11 protein-coding genes are annotated in these 20,198 nt (G+C 69.7%); 4 read left to right on the forward strand and 7 right to left on the reverse strand.

Annotation, left to right across the window (positions count from 1 at the left end; translation table 11 throughout):
* Nucleotides 1–34 precede the first annotated feature (34 nt).
* The 6 genes from CMC5_RS25360 to CMC5_RS25390 form a co-directional block, all read right to left on the reverse strand.
* Complete coding sequence (locus tag CMC5_RS25360) at nt 35–2,113, reverse strand: RiPP maturation radical SAM C-methyltransferase (RefSeq protein WP_050432833.1); 2,079 nt, start codon at nt 2,111–2,113, stop codon at nt 35–37.
* On the reverse strand, nt 2,106–3,143 hold the full coding sequence (locus CMC5_RS25365) for a radical SAM protein (RefSeq protein ID WP_050432834.1): 1,038 nt from the start codon (nt 3,141–3,143) through the stop codon (nt 2,106–2,108). The genes CMC5_RS25360 and CMC5_RS25365 overlap by 8 nt, the downstream gene beginning before the upstream one ends.
* Nucleotides 3,140–5,212: a RiPP maturation radical SAM C-methyltransferase gene (locus CMC5_RS25370; protein WP_050432835.1), complete on the reverse strand. Its 2,073-nt coding sequence runs from the start codon at nt 5,210–5,212 to the stop codon at nt 3,140–3,142. The genes CMC5_RS25365 and CMC5_RS25370 overlap by 4 nt, the downstream gene beginning before the upstream one ends.
* On the reverse strand, nt 5,212–6,279 hold the full coding sequence (locus CMC5_RS25375; protein ID WP_050432836.1) for a radical SAM protein: 1,068 nt from the start codon (nt 6,277–6,279) through the stop codon (nt 5,212–5,214). Before CMC5_RS25375 ends, CMC5_RS25370 begins: the two co-directional genes overlap by 1 nt.
* Before the next feature lie 709 nt (nt 6,280–6,988).
* The gene (locus CMC5_RS25385) at nt 6,989–7,921 is read right to left on the reverse strand and encodes a hypothetical protein (protein WP_050432838.1); all 933 of its coding nucleotides are present in this window, start codon (nt 7,919–7,921) and stop codon (nt 6,989–6,991) included.
* 965 nt (nt 7,922–8,886) lie between these two features.
* A complete protein-coding gene (locus CMC5_RS25390) occupies nt 8,887–11,274 on the reverse strand; it encodes an RCC1 domain-containing protein (protein ID WP_050432839.1) in 2,388 nt (795 codons plus the stop codon).
* Nucleotides 11,275–11,486: 212 nt separating this feature from the next.
* On the opposite strand from CMC5_RS25390, the gene CMC5_RS25395 reads away from it, so the two are divergent.
* Together CMC5_RS25395 and CMC5_RS25400 are read left to right on the forward strand one after the other, a co-directional pair.
* Complete coding sequence (locus CMC5_RS25395) at nt 11,487–13,178, forward strand: hypothetical protein (RefSeq protein WP_050432840.1); 1,692 nt, start codon at nt 11,487–11,489, stop codon at nt 13,176–13,178.
* Nucleotides 13,179–13,411: 233 nt separating this feature from the next.
* Entirely contained in the window at nt 13,412–14,890 is a 1,479-nt protein-coding gene (locus CMC5_RS25400; RefSeq protein WP_245677746.1) for an SNIPE associated domain-containing protein, read from the forward strand.
* Between the two features lie 15 nt (nt 14,891–14,905).
* Here CMC5_RS25400 and CMC5_RS25405 read toward each other — a convergent pair whose 3' ends face one another.
* Nucleotides 14,906–16,741 carry an RCC1 domain-containing protein gene (locus CMC5_RS25405; RefSeq protein WP_050432841.1) on the reverse strand — a complete coding sequence of 612 codons (1,836 nt, stop codon included), beginning with the start codon at nt 16,739–16,741 and terminating at the stop codon, nt 14,906–14,908.
* 298 nt (nt 16,742–17,039) lie between these two features.
* On the opposite strand from CMC5_RS25405, the gene CMC5_RS25410 reads away from it, so the two are divergent.
* The gene (locus CMC5_RS25410; RefSeq protein ID WP_050432842.1) at nt 17,040–18,359 is read left to right on the forward strand and encodes a multiheme c-type cytochrome; all 1,320 of its coding nucleotides are present in this window, start codon (nt 17,040–17,042) and stop codon (nt 18,357–18,359) included.
* Between the two features lie 45 nt (nt 18,360–18,404).
* Complete coding sequence (locus CMC5_RS25415) at nt 18,405–20,132, forward strand: hypothetical protein (protein WP_050432843.1); 1,728 nt, start codon at nt 18,405–18,407, stop codon at nt 20,130–20,132.
* Nucleotides 20,133–20,198 lie beyond the last annotated feature (66 nt).

Raw genomic sequence — 20,198 nt, forward strand, 5'->3', positions numbered from 1 at the left:
TTGCGCGCGGTTCTCCACTCTCCTTTCCACCCCGTCAGACGCCCAGGCGCATCCATTCCGCCACGACGTCGCGACGATCCTCGGCGACTGACAGGGAGAGGTATCGCCCATCCTCGGCATAGACGAGGCCACGCCCGACGAGCTGCCTCAGTGCGCCATCCGGATCAGACGAGAATTCAGCACGGCTCCACGCGATGATCTCCTCCTCCACGTCCGGCGCCGTGGGCAGCGCGGGCGCGAGGCCGAAGAGGAGATCCAGGAGCGCATCACTCGCATCACGGTCATTCTCGGCGTCGAGAGAAGGCCCGGTTTCCTGAGCCGCGCTGGCATCGTCACCATCGCCGTCGAGAGGCGTCTTCTTCGATGCCTCCGGCGCCTCCACCAGCAAGTGCTTCAAGGCCTTCGGCGCATCCAGCAGCTCGATCAACGACGCCGCGTGATCCTTCAGCCGATAAAGGCGCCGTGGAAACCCGGGACGTCGATCGTCGATGACGATGTCCTGCCCCGAGCGCCGCCAGGTGAGCTGACACTCCTCCTCGCGGTAATGCTCGTGCCACCGCCGCACCTCGTGCCGCAGCGGCTCCAGGTATGGCCGCGGAACCTCGGCCCCCTCGTCGTCGCGGTCGAAGAAGTACGCCATCCTCCGCAGCACCTCCTCGGGGAAGGGATAAAGCTGCGCGTACTTGTGACTCGGCCGCAGCTTGATCCCGTAGCGCTCCGGCGCCTGATGGTACGGGCTGAAGCGGTGGTACTCGATCTCCGGCACCGAGTTCGGCGGCTTCAGGTGAAAGAGCTTCGGCAGCTCCGTCGCCGTCCGCTCGTAATCCGCCGGATCTTCGCCAGGAAAGCCCGCCAGGATGTTGTAGACCGGCAGGACACCGAACTCCCGCGCGTACTTCAGGAACGCGATGTTCTGGATGCCCGTCGTCCCCTTGCTCATCAACGCGAGCACATTCGAATTGAAGCTCTCGATGCCGGGCTGCACCGCGTTGATCCCGGCGTCCGCGAGCCGCTGCACCTGGCTCCGTGAGACGTTCGCCTTGATCTCGTAGAAGAAGTTGACGCCGAGCTGCCGGGCCTTCGCCCACTCGGCGAACTCTCCGTAGTACTTCATCGACAGGATGTTGTCGGTCATGAAGAGGAAGCGCGTGCCATAGCGAGCGACAATCGCCTCGATCTCCGCGCAGAAGCGATCCCGGCTCTTCTGCCGGTACACCATGCCTCCACCGTTCAGCCCGCAGAACGTGCAGTGCTGCTTCGCTCCCCACCAGCACCCGCGCGACGACTCGAGGGGCAAGCACAGCGCCTCGAACTCACCGATCCCGAGCCGACCTCGCTGCTCCACGAAATCGTCGAAGTCGGGAATCGGCAGCCCGTCGAGATCGAAGAGCGGCGGCGCCCCCTGCACCGCGAGGAGCGAGCGCTTCCCACGCCGCGCATAGATGCCGTCGTGCTCCGGCACCGAGAGCCCCTGCGAGAGCCGCTCGACGTAATCGGCGAACGAGGAATCGGACTCTCCCGAGAACACCACGTCGACGAACGGGAACTGCTCCAGCAGCGCCTTGCCCATCTCGCCTTCGCAGTTCGCCCCGCCGAGCACGACCTGCTTCTCCGGCCACCGCGCCTTGAGGCGCCGCGCCAGCGCCAGCGCCGCCACGTTCTGGAAGAACGTGGAGCTGATCCCGATCACATCGAACGGCGACAGCCGGTCCACCATCTCCTCCACGAGATCCGACGCGCGCTCGCGCAGGTGGAGGATGTGCTCCCGCCGCAGATACCGGATCTCCCGCCCCGCGAAGTGCTCGTCGAGCAGCCGCCGCGCCTCTTCTTCGCGCATCGCTTCCCGCTCGCCGAAGAGCACCCGCGTGAACACCCACTCGTTGAACGGCAGCATCGGACGGCTGTTCAGCAGCCGGTACGCGCGGAGCTTCTCTTCCAGATGCTCGCCGGGCATCGCGGTGACGACGTCGAGGTTCCAGTGGAACGTCCGACACGCGAATCCACGCTGCTGGATGCCCGCCGAGAGCAGCCCGAGTCCCAGGCTCGGCAGCCCCGCTGGCCCGTACGGCGGATAGACCAGCGCCACCTTCAGCGCCGCTTTCTGCTCAACCATGGAGGATCTCGCTCCCGAGCAGCTGGCTCAGCACGTTTCGGTTCCACTCCTCCGTCGCCACCTCCTGGAGCAGCGCATCGTCCACCTTCGACAGCGCCGACTTGCAGATGTGGCAGACCGAGTCGCAGTTCTTCGGCAGCTCCACCCCCCGCGCGACGAGCGCATCGTGCAGCTCCTTGGGTGAAAACGTCGCGATGAACTGGAGCAGCGCATTCCGCTCCATCCGGCCTTGAAGCTCCGCGAGGGACGTCTCGCGCAGGTTGCCAGCCACGAGCGGCCGCGGGACCTTCCCCGAGCAGCAGGCGTACAGCGTACCGTCGGGGTACGCGATCGGCGCCATGGTCACCTCCGTGCAGCGCGCTGGTGCGACCTCGGCGACGGGCACCGTTCGCGTATCGGCGAGCGGCAGCGACTTCGCCCGCCCGATCCGTGACGCATAGGTCCAGCGCACCGTCACACCGTTCGCAGCGCCGTCGAGGCGCCGCCGCAGCATGTCGTTCGCGTTGCACGACTCGAAGCGCAGCGCCTCGAGATCGAGGCCGTACGCCGCGTAGAACGCCGGATCCGTCGGCGACTCGTCCGCCTTGAGCACGCGGTACATCCGGACGAGAAGCTCCGGAAAGCTGCGCGCCGCCGCGATGGCGTGCCCCACCTGCCCCGGATCGAGGAACTTCCAGTGCCAGACGTCGACCGACACATCCAGCTCCCGCAGCCCTGACGCCACGAACGGCTCCAGGAACGCCTTCCCTGCCTCCACCGTCGGCGCCCAGAAGCCATTCGTCACCACGCCGACCTCGAGCCCCAGCGACCCCGCGAGCCGGGTCAGCTCCAGGATCTCCTCCGGGAACAGCAGCGACTCCCCCCCCGTGAACTTGACCGCCCCGATCCCCAGCGCCGCCGCTTGCTGGATCAGATCCCTCGCCGCAGCCGGCTCGAACTTGGTGGTCCTCTTCGGCCCGGAGCTGACGCAGCAATGCGCACACTCGATGTTGCAGCGATCCGTGTAATGGAGGACGATCGTCTCGATCACGGGCTCGCCTCCTCACCCTGGAGAATGGGCAACCTGCGGATCTCCTCCGCATCGCGACCCCCGCTCGGCGCACGGCGTGCAGCGACCGGAAGCCCGAACTTCTCCGCCTCCTGCGCGCTCGTGCAGTCGACCGCCAGCGCCAGGTAGCGATCATCCATGGGCAGGACGATCCACCGCTCCACCAGCGCCTCCAGCCAGCCATCGAGATCCGCCTCGGTCTCCGGAGAAGGGATCGTCTCGGCGGCGAATGCCCCCGCAATCGCCACCAGGTAGAGATCGTCCAGCGAGAACGCCAGCGCCGCGTCCGCCGAGGGCCGCTTCCTCCAGCGCTCGGTCAGGTTCTCCCGCGTGCGCGCGCGGCGCATCCCGTCATGGAGCCAGTGACCATCCCCGGAGAGCAGGTACGCGCGGCGCTCGTCGCGCCGGGTGTCCACGAGCAGCGTCGTCCTCACCCCCTGGAACTGATAGAAGCGCGCGCCGTCGACGTACCGGTTCTGCCACCCGCGCACCTCGATCCAGAGGCGCTCCTGATACGGCAGCCCATTGCCCTGCGGCAGCTCCGCCGCGAAGTGGTACGAGATGTTGAAGCGCCCCTCCTCCGAGAGGCCGCGGTAATAGAGGTTCGCACGAGGGAGCGGGCGGACGTTCTTGTAGCCGTACTCCTCGCGTCGCGTGAAGATCGGGCTGAACCGGTCCATGAGCACCGGGTTCGGGCTGCGCGGCGGCGGCAGGTGGACGAGGCGCGGCAAGAGCGCCACATCCCGGAAGTACGGCGCGTGCGGCTCGTTCGGGAAGCCATAGAGGTAGAACCAGACCGGCGTGACGCCGCCCATCGCGCACCACTTGAGCAGCTCGACGTTGCGATACCCCTTCACCCCCTTCTTCATCAGCTCCAGGATCTCGGACGACAGCCCCTCGATGCCCGGCTGGATCCGGCGAATGCCGCTGCGCGCGAACTGGTAGACCTCTTCCTCGCTGAGGTTCGACTTCGTCTCGTAGAAGATGTTCAGCCCATCCTCTTCGAGCTTCGGGAGGACTTCCTTGAAGTATCGCTTGCTGATGATGTTGTCGACCGCATAGAACTGGGTCACCCGGTGGCGCTCACCGAGCCACCGGATCTCCTCCAGCGCGCGCTCCGGGCTCTTGCTGCGGAACCCCATCGCGCTGGAGTTCAGCCCGCAGAAGACGCAGTGCTGGATCGCGCCCCACCAGCACCCACGCGACGTCTCGAAAGGCAACGACAGCCTCCCGGACGCACGCAGGTGCTGCACGACCGGCGGGAGCTGCTCGAAGTAATCGTCGAAGTCCGGCATCGGGAGCGCATCCATCGCCTGGAGTGGGACGGACTCGGGCCCCGTGCGCACCTCGCCGCCGTCGCGGAAGACGATCCCTGGAATGTCCGCGGTCGAGAGCCCCTGCCGCTGCGCCTCGATGAACCTGGGGAACGAGAAATCGGCCTCGCCCTGGATGACGACATCGACCTGCGGAAACGAGCGCAGCATCTCCGCGCCCATGTCCCCCTCGCAGTTCGCGCCCCCGAACACGATGCACAGCTCGGGGTGCCGCTCCTTCAGAAGCCGCGCCAGCGCCAGCGACCCGACGTTCTGCGAGAACGTCGAAGAGAACCCGACGATGTCGTACTGACGCCAGTCGCGCGCGCGATAACACCGCTCGACGTATTCCCCTGCCCCCTCGACGTACCGGAGGATGCGCTCCACCCCTTGCGCGATGTCCTCCGCAGCGATGCTCGGGTTGTCGACATCGCGCAGGCTCATCACCTCCTTGCGGACGTCGTCGAGGCACCCACCCCACAGCGCGTTCGCGAAGAAGACGTTGCCGAGATCATAGCTGACGGCAATCAGCTCGTAATCGAAGATGGCGTCGTAATGATCGATGCCGTCCGTGAAGACGCGGAAGAAATCCAGCGCCGCATAGTAGATGTCGGACGCGATCCCCGCCTGAGCGAGCGTGGCCTTCAGCGTGCTCACCCCGAGCCCCGGCATGACCACCGGCGTGAACGGCATGACCACCAGACAGACCCGCTTCTCCCTCGGTGCTTCGGCCCCCATCACTCGACCTCCGCGGCAGGCGTCGCGCTGGTGGTGGCCTCCGGGAGCAGCCACGCGAATGCCTTCTGAAATGACGCGCGCTCGGCGATCTCATCCATCTCCTGCGCGCTCACCCCGTCGCAAGCCCGGACGCACACCTCGCAGATGGAGGTATGACCAGGTCGCCGCTTCCGATCCTGCCGGCTCCGCCCCACGGCCAGGTACAGCTCCTTGGGGCCGTGGTCGTTGATGAACTTGAAGTGAGCGCGCTCGGTCATCCGCTCGACGAGCGTGGCCAGCGACTCCTTGTGGAGGTTGCCCACGGTGAACCCTGCGATCTTGCCGCCTGCGCAGCAGCACGCCTGGAGGTCACCATCCGGGTAGATGACCGGCTTGTTGACGATCTCGTGGCACCCCTCCGACGGGAAGACCGACATGGGGAAGTAGCGCAGCTCCTCGGGGTACTCCGCAGCGCGGCCGAGGCCGATGAGCCCTGCCGCATTGACCAGGATCTTGTGCTTCCAGTTCTGCAGGTCCTCGCGCGCGTCGAGGAGCTTGCGCAGATCGACGAGGTCCTCTCTCGGCAGCCCGTACAGGTCGCTCAGGGCGTCGAGCGGATCGCCCTCCCCCGGGTGGACGTAGCCGAGGATGCGAAGAAAATCGAGGCGGCGCGTGCATTCGAGCGCATTACGAAGGATCTTCGGATCCTGGAACTCCAGGTGATACTTGTCGGCGCTGAAATTGAGTTCCGTGAGACCTGCCTCCTTCATGCGCGACAGGAATTCGAGGCCGCGGTCGAAGTTCTTGGCCCAGAAACCGTTGGTGACGACGCGCGTCTTCAGGCCTGCGGCCTTGCAGATCTCGAACATCTCGGCGTGCTCCTTCTGGAAGAGGAAGGGCTCGCCGCCAGTGAAATTCACTTTCCGGATGACCGGGATCTCGGTCGCCTCGCGAATGAATCGCTTGGCGTCCTCGAAGCGCATCGTCTCCTTGTTCTCGGGACTCGACAGAATGCCGCAGTGCTTGCACGCGATGTTGCACGTGCGCGAGTACATCAATCCGAGCTCGATCTTTCGATCCGTATTCATGGAAGGTCCTCCACCGCGGCAGCGACGGCCACACGCTCGGAATCGGCTCACCCCATCCATCAGCACAGCGCGTCAAGGTGAGCGCGCGGCTGTACCCGATCGCCATCAAGGATACGGTCCACTAACCACGGTTCAATCGAATTTCGTCCGAGCGGCATACCAGTGCCGCGCCGTTCACCGCTGAATGATGGTCATTTCGCGTCGTATTGCGCTGATCCGACCGATGCGACGCGCATTCTCCGGGTTCATCCCCGGATGGGGTGTTCACGCGCGCTGGCGGAGGTGCACAGGGATGCGCGCGTTCGATGAAGGGGTGAATGCATTGACCGTGCAGGCCATCGCACGCCCGGGCAAGGCGATGGCCATGGCGGGGACATGGACGATCTGGGAGATCGGACGGACGACCCTGGTGGGGCCGCTGCGCGGCGGGGGCGGGGCGCGGCAGTGTCGCTTCACGGCGGGGCACCAGGTGGGGACCATGACGGAGGCTGCGCCAGTCGAGGTCCGGTCCACCAGGGAGGACGCCATCGGTCCGCGAGAGGGCGGTCGCGCGCTCGTCCTGCTCGTCCTGCACGAGGCGGCCGTGCAGCGGGACCGGGTACCACGACGGCACCCGATCCCGGCGCATGGATCATCCCCTCGACCTCCCCGGAGGGCGGCTCCCTTGCTGGCGCACCGCCTCCGAGGCGTCGCTCTCGGCGACCTTCGCTCAGCCCGCGACGCTGTCGGGCGCTGGCTCGAAGGACCGCGCGCTCGTCGTCGGGCTCGTCGTCGGGCTCGTGGCGACGGGGACACCGCAGCTCCCGGGCGGCTGCACCTCGTCCACCTCGTCCACCTCGCCATCCTGCTTGCGCCGCTTCGGCCGCAGCCGCCGCAGCGCTTGCCGGAACGAGGCGCCCTCGAAGCGCACCCGCACCTTCGGCTCGTGGAAGCAAGCGTTCACGCCGGCCGCGCGGGCCTCGCGCCCGAGCATCACGGCGTAGGTCAGGATCTCGTTGCGCAGCAGGATCGCCTCATCCTGATGCCGGATCCCCAGGATGCCGAGCAGATCGCGCGACTCCGCGGTCCGCAGCAGCTCTTCCCCTTCGACGAGGAACGCCTCGGTCACGCCGACGGTGACGAGGCGAGCTTGCCGAGCGCGCGCCTCGTTCACGAGCACGCGCAGGTCGGCGATCTCCTCGGCGACGGTGCGCGAGCGGTTCACATCGGCGAACAGCGCCGCGACCTTCGGCTCGAAGACGAACGCCTGCGCGCCGTAGGCCTTGAGCCGAGCACGGTAGGGCCGGCTCAGCGCGACGAGATCCTCGACGTTCAGCGTGCGGTAGGCGCCGGTGCGGGCCCCCTCGCCGAACCAGAGGTGCCCGGTGTCGAGCAACTGGATGGCCGCACAGAACGCTTCTCGACGACCCTGGCCATAGCCGACGGTCGCCAGGGCAGCCGACTGCTCGATGACGGTGAGGTACAGATCGCGCAGCTCGATCAGGATGTCGTCGATGGCCTGAGCAGGCGCCATCACCTCCTGGACCACCTGGTCGATCTCGGGACGTGCCGCGGCGAGCAGCGCCTCGAACTGGGCCGGGGTGTCGAGCGCCCGGGTCTGAACGAGGACGGCCTGCTGTGCGGGAGATAACGTAATTGCCATGGTTCCCCTCCTCCTTTTTGGTTGGTCCTAAACGGGAGTTTCCGGTTAGGGGGGATTTTTCAGGTATAAATCCGCACCGAGCGGAGTCAACCAACCGACCTGCATTTTTTTGACATTTCCAGACGGCGCCCTGGAGGCTGGAGGCGGCCCGGCGCCTCGGGCCCGGGGTGCCAGGCGGGAGCGGCCACGCAGGCCGCGATGCTCACGCACTGGGCGGCAGACATCGTGCTCCACATCCTCGTGCCGTCGCTCGTCCTGGCGGGGATTTTCGGCATAGCGCGCCGCAGGATCATCGTCGTCGCGGCCGACGTCGCCCCGGGAAGCCGCGCGCGGCCGAAGGCCTGGAGCGGGCCACGACCCCGAGCCGGCGCTGGCACGCGCGGCATGCCTGGCCCCTCCAGCACGAGCGGCATGCCTCGCTCTCCCACCCAGCCTGCATGCCGTGGTGCCGTGCCAGCAGCTCGGGGCGCCGTACCAGCAGCCCGGGGGGCCATGCCAGCGCCCCGGGGCGGTGTGTCAACAAGTCGCGGGACCGTTGCCAGCAGGGCGAGGTCGCGTTTCAGCGCGCCGGGGGACGTCGCCAGCAGCGCGGGGTCGGCCTCCAGCATGTCCAGGTGCTCGCCCGCACGTGCTGGCATGGGCCCACGGGCTGCTGGCACGACGCCACGGGCTGCTGGCACGGCGCCACGGGCTGCTGGCATGGCGCCACGGGTTGCTGAATCATTCTGCAAGCGAGTGGCACGTGGCAACGACGTGCGGGCTCGATGACGCGCGGTACATGGTTTGAATCAATTGAATCAAAGTCGCACGTGACCTGCCCCGGATCTACCCAACGGGAGATCGGGCAGAATTCCTCCGAGAAGCTCACCCGGCCCTCAGTCGCACACGCGGGACGTCAGGGCACTCGCTGTCGCTCGAAGCGAAAGCCGCTCACCGGCCATCCAACATCGATCTGGCCTGCACTATCAGTAGCCCCCTCCTAGCCCAGGCCAATCCTTGCATCCGGTCCACTGTCCATTGATGCATCTCTTCCAGCCCGAGCACCAGTTGACCATACAATCCACGCTGGGGGTGACCTCCTGCATGCAGGTCTGCTTGTCAGGATCGCATGCACCACCAAGGGCCAGGTCATCTACGCACTTCCAGCAACAGGGTCTGGCATCTCCTACCTCGCAAACAGGTGGAGGGCAGCCCTCGTCCACCACGCCATCGCAGTCGTTGTCCAGGCCATCGCCACACACCTCGGCCATGTTCGGCCTTCGCTGGCTCCTGGTGTCGTCACAGTCGCCCGCGTTGCTCACATACCCTGGAGGTGCAGCGCACGCCTGAATGGACTGCGCCGGGTTCCCGAAGCCATCGCCATCAGCATCCCGGTAGTACGTATTGCCCGCTGCCCCTTCGTCGATGGATCCATCACAGTCGTTGTCCTTGCCGTCGCAGACCTCGGGCGACGGCAAGTACAAGGGGGCGCACTCGATCGCGCCGCTGGTGCAATAGGTCACTCCCTCGGCGCAGACGCCGAGCTTCCCGGGGACCGAGCAGCCGAATGTCCCGCCGGGGTTGTCGTCGTCGACGACGCCATTGCAGTCGTTGTCGAGGCCATCACAGACTTCGGCGGAGGGCTGGTTGACCGCGTGACACGCCAGCATGCCCTGGATGCAGCTCTGCGTGCCCACCCCGCAGACGCCCAGCGCTCCGGTCGCGCAGGTGCCACCGCTCTCGGGGTTGCCTTCGTCGATCTCACCGTCGCAGTCGTCGTCGAGGCCGTTGCACAGCTCGTCGGCGTCGGGCGAGATCGCCGGATCGTAGTCGTCGCAGTCGTCCGCGTTGTCCACGTACCCGTAGGGCGCCGTGCATGCATTGAAGTACTGCCATGCGTCGCCATGGCCATCCTCGTCGAAATCGTAGAAGAACGTGCGCAGCACGGAGGTTTGCTGTGCGCGCGTCTGCGGCGTCTGCTCCGCGATCCCCAGCCCGAGCTGGCCCTGGGTGTTCTGGCCCCAGGCCCACACCGGGCAGCCGCTCGACAAGGCCACCCCATGGTTGGCACCTGCCGAGAGGCCGATGACCTGCGTGAGGTGAGGTGTCGAGACGGGGCTCGGGCGGTTCGCCGTGGTCTCGTCGCCGAGCTGGCCGAAGTTGTTCTGGCCGAAGGAGAGCACCTGACCGCTCGGCCCGGAGAGAACGAGGGAGAAGGCGTTCCCCGCGGCGATGAGCGATGCGTCGCCGAGGAAGGGAATCTGCTGGGGCGTGGAGACCGGGCTGGTCGTGTGCCCGAGCCCCAGCTGGCCCTGCGCGTTCTGCCCCCAGGAGTGCACGGCGCCGCTCGCGTGAAGAGCGAGCGAGTGGTTCCCGCCCCCCGCGACGAGGCTCACGGGTCCCGACAGGGCGACCGCGTACGGCGTGGGTTGGTGCACGCTGGCGCTGGACGAGCCGTTGCCGATCTGGCCGTGGTTGTTGCGCCCCCAGGTCCAGACGGCTCCGGTCGTGCTCACGGCCAGCGCGTGGTACCAGCCCGCAGCGATCGCCTTCGCGCCGCCGACGATCGACACCGCCGCCGGGACGAGGGTGCTCCCACCGACCGTGCCGGTGCCGCTCTGCCCGTAGGTGTTGTTCCCCCAGACCCAGACGGTCCCCGCCGCGTCCAGCGCCATCGAGTACTGGTTTCCAGCGGCGACCGCGGTCAGCGCAGCAGCTCCAGGGATCGTCACCTGGACGGGCGCCGAGGGCGGCGCCGTGGTGGTGCCCGTGCCGAGCTGTCCCTGAGAGTTCTGCCCCCAGGCCCAGAGATGACCGGACACATCGAGCGCGAGGGCATGGAAGCCACCTGCGGCGATCGCCTTGATCCTGGGCAGACTGGCAACCTGCGAGGGCACGGCGCTCGGCGTGACGCTGGGCGGTTTCCCGAGCTGGCCTTCGTTGTTCTGCCCCCAGGCCCAGACCGACCCGTCAGAGCGGAGATAGAGCGTGTGGCCAACGCCGGCTGCGACGTCCTCGCGCGGAGAGCCTCCAGGGCCGAGCGACAGCGCCTGCGTCGGTGCTGGGCGCACCGCCTCCGGTGAGGGCTGCACCGTGTTCTTCTTCGGATCCAGGGCGTCCACACCACCGGGAAGACCCGCCTCATCGGATGCCGGGAGGGAATGCGGATCGCTCGCATCCTCTTCGGCGTCGAGCGCGTCGAGCGCGTCGAGCGCGTCGAGCGCGTCGAGCGCGTCGAGCGCGTCGAACCCGTCGGTGTCGTCGACGTCGGGTGACGGTTCGACATGGGCGGCGCACGCCTGGACGACACACACCAGCGAGGCCGCCGCTAAGCGAGCCAGGCGTGGATGGTTGATTCTCTCGATGGATCTCATTCCATTTCATTATCACGGCGAGCATCGACGAACACGGCGGCGTGCTCACGCCTCCCGTCCCCCTCCGCGCAGCACGCGACGAGATTCCTTCACCGAGCGTGAACTTGAGAGGGCCCTCCCGGACGCATGCTCCTCCTCGTACCTGCCGCGCCCGGGATGTCCTAGGCTCGCTCTCGCCGGGCGCCAGATGCGTCTGGGACCGAGGTCGCGTCATGTTGCCCAGTTTGCCCGCGCGGGCCGTTCTCTTCGTCGTTCTGTTCGCCTTTGGCGTCGGCTGTCGGCCAGCGCGGCCCGGCGCGCTTCCGGGTGGGGGCACGGCGTGGAGTGCGCTGCGCTCCGAGCGTTTCGTCCTCCACACCGACCGTGACGTCACCACCTCGCGCGTCCTGTTCGATCAGCTCGAAGCCACTCATGCGGCGATGGCGCGCGTCGCGTTTCCAGGGCGCCCCGCCGAGCCCGAGCTCATCGAGGTCATCGCGCCACGCGATCCGGACGCGCTCGCCACGCTCGATCTCCCGCCCCTGCCCGCGCGGCCCGAGGGCAACGCGGCCACCTCGGCGAAGGGGAGAGCGTCGTTCCTGCGTACCTCGCTGGATCCGCGCGTGGAGGCGATGATCCTCTTGCCCGAGGGGTTTCATCCAGGCGCGCTCCAGCGGGCGCTCGCCATCCGCTTCGTCCGGCAGAGTGTGGGCGCCGGGCCGGCGTGGCTGCGGCTCGGGCTCGTCGATCACTACAGCGCCCTGCAAACCAGCCTCGACGCGCTCACGCTCGGCGCGCCGCCGCCAGGCGTGAAGCTCACCCTCGATCGCAGCGCCGTCCAGGCCAGCGGTGCAGGGGACGGCGATCCGCGACGGGGCGAGGTGTCGGCGCAGGTCCACGTCGACGACATCCCGCCCATCGATCAGCTCCTCGCTGCCGCGCCGGCGCTCTTCGGGTCGCCGTTCGGTCTGGAGCCGCGCCCGGGGGTGGGGGCGCCGTCGATGCCTCACCGCGTCGGCGCCTGGGCGCTCGTCCACTTCCTGCTGCACGGGCCGCCCACGATCAGCGGCCGGTTCCCGGACTACCTCGCACGGGTCGAGCGGGGGATGCCCGATCTCGTGCCCGCCAAGCTGCTGTTCGGTGCACAGGGGACGCGCGCGGCCGAGCCGCTGTTCCGCGCGCACCTGCGGGCGCTGGCGGAGCAGCCGCAGACCAGGCGGACGCCGTTCACCTGGCCAGAGCGAGGGAAGCGGCTCCCCGATCCTGCATCGCGTGCGCTCGGGGAGGCAGAGCTGCACCTCCTGTGGGCACGGCTCACGCCCTGGGATGCGGGGCACGCGGGCGCGGTGCGCGATCATCTGGAGCGAGCCCGCGCGACGGGGACCGACGAGGCCGAGGTGACGTTCTGGGAGGGGCTGTTCGCGCTGCACGAGGAGCGCGTCGACGAGGGGGAAACGCTGTTGCTCGCGTCGAACCGCGTCGCGCCGTCCGCGCGTCCCCTCGGCGAGCTGGCCACGCTCTACCTCGATCGGCTCGACCGCAGCCCGGACGACGAGGCCACGAAGAAGAAACTCGGCGCGATCGTCGATCAGCTCGAGTCCCGTGCCGAGACCACCGCGGAGCTGAACCGGGTGGCGTGGAGCCATGCGGTCCTGGGGCAAGGGGCGCGCGGGCTGCCGTTCGCCGAGCGCGCGGTGCGGCAGCGGCCGGGGTGCTGGGCGTGCTTCGATACGCTGGCGCGGCTGTTCTACCAGCAGCGCCGGTACGATCAGGCCGTGGATGCCCAGCGGCGCGCGCTCGCGTCGGATCAGCTCGGGAGCAAGAAGGCCGACGTCACGCAGCGGCTGCGGTGCCTGGAGGCGACGGCGAAGGCCGCGCGCGCCCGGAAGTCCGCGAGCGAGGCGGACTGCTGGCAGACGCGCTGAAGGTCGGCGCGGCGGCAGCGAAGGCCGGCGCGGCGGCAGCGAAGGCCGGCGCGGCGGCAGCGGTGGCCAACCCTGGCGTGGCAGGCGCATCGGCAGGCCACTCGTGGCCATGGCGCGTGCGGGGCGTCGCTCACGTGAAGTACCCCTGATCCCGAGGTCCCAGGGAATTCCACGCGGGAGGCAGGGAGGCACGGCTCTCGCATCCCGGTCGTCTCTGGCGGGAACGAACCCGCGTGCCGGAGGTCGCGATGAGCTGGAGTGGGTGGGTGGTGCTGTTGCTGGTGGCCCTGATCGGCGCCGTGGTGTTCCTGGTGCGCCGCCTGCGTGATGTGCAAGCGGAACGAGACGCCACGGCGCGGCAAGTGGCGTACTACACGGAGCGGTTCCGCGGGGTGGTCGACGCCGAGGCGGAGCGGCAGCGGGTGCTCGTCGCGCTGGACGGCGAGCGGCGGCACGCGGTCGCGGCGCTGGAGAGGGCGCACGCGGAGGCAAGGGCGACGATCGCGAGGACCCAGGAGGCGGAGGCGCAAGCCCGAGGGCGCATGCAGCAGGAGCGTGCTGCGGTGGATGCTCAGCTCGCGTGGCACCAGCATCGGTTGCTGGAGCTGCGCACCGAGCTGTCGTCGCTGGACGAGGAGGCGAACTTCCAGTCGTTCGGGTTCTACAAGCCGAGGTACGATTTCTCGACGTCGGCGGCGTATCAGGCGCAGCTCGAGAGGGTGCGACAGCAGCAGAAGCAGCGGCTGAAGAACCGCACGGCCGCGACGAGCCGGGTGACGTGGCTGGTGAATGGCAGCACCGCGGAGGGGCAGAAGCAGACGCAGCAGATGCTGAAGCTGATGCTGCGCGCGTTCAACGGGGAGTGCGACGCGGCCATCGCGCGGGTGAAATACAACAACGTGCAGGTGATGGAGGCGCGCATCCGCAAGGCGGCGGAGGTGATCAACGGGCTCTCCGAGGTGCAGGAGTGCGAGATCACGGAGGGCTACCTGGCGCTCAAGCTGGAGGAGCTCGCGCTGGCGCACGAGGTCCAGGAGAAGATCGAGCAGGAGCGGGAGGTGCAGCGGCGGCTGCGTGAGCAGATGCGCGAGGAGGAGGCGGCGCAGCGGGAGCTGGACCGGGCGCAAGCGGAAGCGGAGCGGGAGGAGCGGCGCTACGCAGATGCGCTCCGCAAGGCGCAGGAAGACGTGGAGGGGGCGGCCGGGAAGAAGCAGGAGAAACTGCTCGGCGAGATCGAGGAGCTGCAGCGGAGGCTCGCCGAGGCGCAGGCGAACAAGCAGCGGGCGGTGTCACGGGCGCAGCTCACGCGGTCGGGGCACGTGTACGTGATCTCGAACGTGGGGTCGTTCGGGGAGCACGTGTACAAGATCGGGATGACGCGGCGGCTGGACCCGATGGACCGGGTGAAGGAGCTGGGGGACGCGTCGGTGCCGTTCCAGTTCGACGTGCACGCGGTGATCTACGCAGAGGACGCGCCCGGGCTGGAGACGGCGCTGCACCGGGCGTTCCACCACCGGCGGGTGAACCGGGTGAACGAGAAGAAGGAGTTCTTCCGGGTGCCGCTGGAGGAGATCGTCACGGCGGTGAATCAGACGCGCGGCGCAGAGGTGGAGTTCGTGCAGTTCGCCGAGGCGGTGGAGTACCGGAAGACGCTCGCGATGGGCGAGGCGCGCGAGGAGCCGCGGGTCCGGGAGGCGGTGGTGGCAGCGTGATGCCGGGGGCCCGCGTCACTCGCGTGGCGCGTTCTCGAGGTCGAGGTCGCGGGCTTCGCCAGACTCGATGGGCACGTCGGGACAGTCTTCGTCGATGCGGCCGTCGCAGTCGTTGTCGAGGCCGTCGCACAGCTCGTGGGACGGGAGTGTCGTGAACATGCAGGTCAGGGTGCCTCGCTGGCAGGCCAGCGCGCCGACGGCGCATTCTCCGCGCGCGCCCGTGAGGCAAGCCTTGCCGTGCGCCGGATCGGACTCGTCCACCTGGCCGTCGCAGTCGTCGTCGCGGCCGTTGCAGATCTCGACGGCGGCCGGGGAGACGTGGGCGTCGGTGTCGTCGCAGTCGTCGGCCGTGCTCGTGGTGCCGGGCGGCGCCGTGCAGGCATCCACGGGGTGCGCCGGGTCGCCGTGGCCGTCGCCGTCGGTGTCGCGGTAGAACCTGCGCAGGGCGAGGGTCTGCGTCGGCTTCGGCTGCTGGGCGAGCGCGGTGCTGCCGAGGCCGAGCTGCCCGAGGTTGTTCTGGCCCCAGGCCCAGACGGGGCAGTCCGCGGTGAGCGCGAGGGCGTGGTTGCTGCCGGCGGCGATGGCGAGGACGCGGAGGGACAGGGTGATCGGCGTCGGGGTGGTGCGGTTCGTGAGCGTCGTGTCGCCGAGCTGGCCGAAGGTGTTTTGTCCGAAGGACAGGACCTGGCCGGTCGCACCGCGGAGGACCAGCGAGAAGGTGTTGCCCGCGGCGAGCTGCGAGACGCCGCTCGGTCCGAGCAGCGTTTGCGGTGTGGGGATCGGGCTGTTCGTGGTGCCGAGGCCGAGTTCGCCGTGGGAGTTCGATCCCCAGCCGTGGACGGTGCCGTCCGAGAGCAGCGAGAGGGAGTGGCTCCCACCGCCGGCGACGGCGATCACCGGCTGGGGGAGGTTCACCGGCTGGGGCTGCGGCGCGATCTGGGTGGGGCTGAAGGTGCCGCTGCCGATCTGGCCGGCGTTGTTGCGGCCCCAGGTCCAGAGCGTCCCTTCGGCGTCCACCGCGAGCGCGTGGTTCCAGCCGGCGGCGATGCGCGCGAACGTGCCAGGGAGCAGGAGAGGCTCGGGAACGGCGTTGTTCCCACCGACCGCCCCTGTGCCTCGCTGGCCGTACACGTTGCTCCCCCAGGTCCACACGCGTCCGGTCGCGTCCAGCGCCATCGAGAACTGGTGGCCGGCGGCGATCGCGATGAAGGTGGGATCGCCGCTCTGGGGCTGGATCCGGCCCGGTGTCCTCGACGGGGTGCTGCCAGCGGTGCCGGCCCCGAGCTGACCGAAGGTGTTCAGGCCCCACGACCAGAGATGGCCTGCGGTGTCGAGGGCGAGCGAGTGAAACCCTCCGGCGGCGATGGCGGCGATGGGCGGGAGGTTCACGGTCCGCACGGGCGTGGCGCGGGGGGTGAGCACGGTGCCGTCGCCGAGCTGGCCGTCGCCATTGTGGCCCCATGCCCAGACCGTCCCGTCGTCGCGCAGGTAGAGGCTGTGGAACGCGCCAGCCGCCACGGCCTCACGGGGGGCGCTCGCCGGGTGCAGCGCGGAAGGCGCGCCCTGTGCCACGACGAGGCCGGCCCGGGCTGCGCGCTCCCCGCAACCGGTGGCGTCGTCGTCGGGCGCAGGTGTTCCCTGCACGGCAGGGAGTTCGTGCGTCGCCTGAAGTTCCGACACCTCCACGATCACCGGGTCGTCCGGTGCGGCGTCGTCGGATGCGACGTCGTCCGGTGCGGCGTCGTCCGGTGCCGTGTCGTCGTGGCCGGCGCACCCGGTGAACGCCGGAAGCAGGACTGCGAGGACTAATGGGAGGCCTGCGAGGGCCTCCTGAACGGTGTAGCTCTTCATGGGATCTTCTCTCCGAGCGATGACACTCCGAACGTGATCCTAGGATCGCCGGGGCGCACCGGCAGGCGCTTTCACGCCGCTCACCGCGCGAGACGACGCCGCGCACGCGTGCGCAGAGGTGGGCGCTCCTGCGGGCGAGAGCGCGCGCGTCTGGGGACGGATCCAGCGCTCCAGGGTCCGCTCGACGCCTGTCGGGTGAGGGCCGTCCGAGCTGGCAGCAGGACGCAGAGCGGCTCGACGTGAACGGGAGGGGGGTCCGGAGACGAGACGAACGGGAGGGCGGGGGTCCGGGCGCGACGTGGGCGCTCGGGGTGGCGTCCAGTACGGGGCGCGCCGCACGCTGGAGGTGACGCCGCTCGGAGGGCGTTGTACCGAGGGCGTGTCGACCATGCGCAGCCTGGGCAGCCTGGGGTTGATTCTGGTGCTGGTGGGCGGGGGCGCCCTGGGGAGCGCTTGCGCAGGGGCGCACGAAGGGGTGGATGGCGCCGGGGCGGCGCCGTGGGGTCGTGGAGCGCACGAGGGCCACGGCGCGCTCGTGGAGGGGGAGCGGGTGACGGCGGGGCAGCGGAGGTCGGGCGCGGCTTCGTCCGAGGTCTCCGGCGCGGTGGGGACGCGGATGCCCACGCCGGCGCGGGCGCGGGGCGCGGTGGCGGTGGCCGTGAACCAGGGGTGCGAGGGGTGTCACGAGGGGGAGGCGCGGGCGTGGCGGGCGTCGCTGCACCACCGAGCGAACACGGAGCCGGCATACCAGCGGGCGTTCGCGCTCGAACCGCTGCCGTTCTGCAGGGGATGCCACGCGCCCGAGGGGGTGCCGACGGAGGAGGCGCCCGAGGCGGTCGGGAAGCTGGGGGTGGGGTGCGTGACGTGCCACGTGACGGGGGACGCGCCGGGGATGCTGGCGCGAGGGGCGCGGCTGGCAGAGCTTCCGGTGCTGGCAGCGCCGTGGAGGGGGGCGTCCGCGCCACCAGCAGCGCCGCACGGGGTGGTGCGGGACGCGCGGTTCGGCGGGGCGGAGGCGTGCGCGGGATGCCACGAGTTCGCGTTTCCGACGGCACCGGGGCGGAGGCTTTCGGAGCTGATGCAGTCGACGATCTCGGAGCACCGGGCGTCGGCCTCCGCAGGGCAGTCGTGCGCGGGGTGCCACATGCCCGAGGGGCCGGACGGGCGACGGCGTCACGCGTTCGTGGGGTCGCGGGACGAGGGGTTCGTGCGGAGCGCGGTGCAGGTGTCGGCGCGGCGGGTGTCGGCGACGGGGGTGGAGGTGACGCTTTCGCCCGCGAACTCGGGGCACGCGTTCCCGACGGGGGATCTGTTCCGGCGGCTGTCGGTGTCGGCAGAGGCGCTGGGGCCGGACGAGATGGTGCTGGGGGGCGCCGAGCGGTTCCTGGCGCGGCATTTCGAGCTGAGGGCGGGGCAGAGTGGGCGGCGGCTGGTGAGCGACGATCGGGTGCACGGGACGCCGGTGGTGGTGGCGCTGGACGTGGGGGACGCCGGGGTGGGCCGGGAGATCGGGTGGCAGGTGACGTACCAGCGGGTGGCGCATCCGAACGGGGTGGAGGCGCGGGCGGCGTCCGTGGAGGGGGAGGTGCGGGTGGCGTCGGGGAGGCTCGCGCCGTGAGGGCGGGCGCGAGGCAGGGGCCGTGGTGCGGCGCGAGGTGAGGCCGTGGTGCGGCGCGAGGTGAAGGCCGTGGTGCGGGCGCGGAGTGCGCTCGTGGAGGTGGGAGCGATGAGCACGAACGGACGAGGGTCGGGTATGCGCTGGATGCTGGTCACGCTGGCTGGGTGCGGGGCAGCGCTGGCTGGGTGCGGGGCAGCGCAGGAGGTCGACGTGGTGGCGCCCGGGGAGGTCCCTCCGGCAGGCGGGGGTGGCGCGGGTGCGCCCGCGGCGACCGTGGCGAGCGAAGGCGCGGGTGCCGGAGATGCGGGCGCCAGCGCGACGGGCGCGGTGAGCGCCGCGAAGGCGGAGGTGTCGCCGTTCGTGGTGGTGGCGCAGCTCCCGGCGGAGGCGCAGCTCCGGCTGCATCCGGTGGAGGGGGCGCTGCTTCTGTCGTCGGAGATGGGGCTCTCGTTCGAGGGGGAAGAGGGGACGTCGCCCGCGGTGGGGGTGCTGGTGGACGGGACGATCGATTTCCCGAAGCGGCTGCGGTTGCCAGGGTTCTGGCACCGGGTGGTGCGCGCGATGGGGCGGTGGCCGGGGCCGCTGGAGCTGGTCGCGACGTCGGATACGGGGCGGGTGGGGATCGCGGAGCAGTGGGCACTCAAGCCACAAGGGTGGGTGCAGCGGCGCTCGGATGTGGGGAGCTACTTCACGGGGGTGGCGCGGCTGGGGGGGTCGGTGGTGGCGCTGAAGACGCCAGCGATGATCGGGCGGTCGGAGCTCGTGACGCTCCAGGGGCCCAAGGTGACGCGGGCGCTGACGCTGGCGCCCGTGGGGCCTTGTCGAGGGTGGGAGCCGGGTGGGCAGGAGCGCTTCGAGGCGGTGAAGCCAGCGGCGTTCGGCGCGACGCGGGACGGGACGGCGCTGAGCTACGGGAAGGGATGCGACGATCAGGTGGCGCTCGAGGTGTGGGCACCCGGGGAGACGCGGGGGTCGATCGTGGCGATGCCGCCGATGATGTGGCGAAATCAGTGGGCGCAGCTGCTGACCGGCGGCGGAGAGCAAGAGGCCTGGATCGTCGATGGGGATGTGGCGCATTTCCGCGATGGGCGCGCGACGCTGCTGGAGGCCGCCGTGCCCGGGGACCCGGTGAACACGGCCTCGGTGGGGCCGGACGGGGCGCTGTGGGTGATCACGGACGGGGGGGCGCTGGTGAAGCGCCAGAGGGATGCGTGGGAGAGGGCGGTGTTGCCCGAGGGGGCGAAGGCGCAGGACGTGGCGGTGGAAGAGAACGGGACGGTGTGGGTGGTGGCTGGAGGGGCGCTGCTGCGGCAGGGTGGCGGCGAGGGGGCGGCGGCGGGGGCGCTCGCGCTGGGTGGGAGGCCGGGGGCGTCGGGAAGCGGGGCGCAGCGCGAGGGGGCGGTGGGGTCAGGGGCGTCGGCGCCGAAGCCGAGGGCGCCACGGGCGTTCCCGCAGGCGGGTGGGCCGCGCTGTACGCAGAACCTGGTGGTGCTCTACACGTTCAGCAAGGTGACGCCGGACGACTACGATTTCCCGCTGACGCGGAAGGCGCTGAAGGGGCGCACGGAGTTCTCGGGGGCGCGGTTCGTGGTGACGCGCGATCTGGGGCAGCGGTTCCTGTCGGCGTTCGTGCCGAGCTGGGACATGGCGAAGAAGCTGCAGGCGCGGATCCAGCGGGAGGTGCAGGGGTCGACGCCGCAGGTGGTCTGCGCGTCGCCGGAGGTGGTGCGCGAGCTGAAGCTGGATCTGCGGACGGGGGAAATCTCGCGCTGACGTCGGGGACTGGGCTCCTCGCCGGCGGGCGAAGCGCTCGGGGACCCGCGTCCCCTCCCCGCTCGG

Origin of the sequence: Chondromyces crocatus (assembly GCF_001189295.1) — a bacterium.
GTDB classification, from domain to species: domain Bacteria; phylum Myxococcota_A; class Polyangia; order Polyangiales; family Polyangiaceae; genus Chondromyces; species Chondromyces crocatus.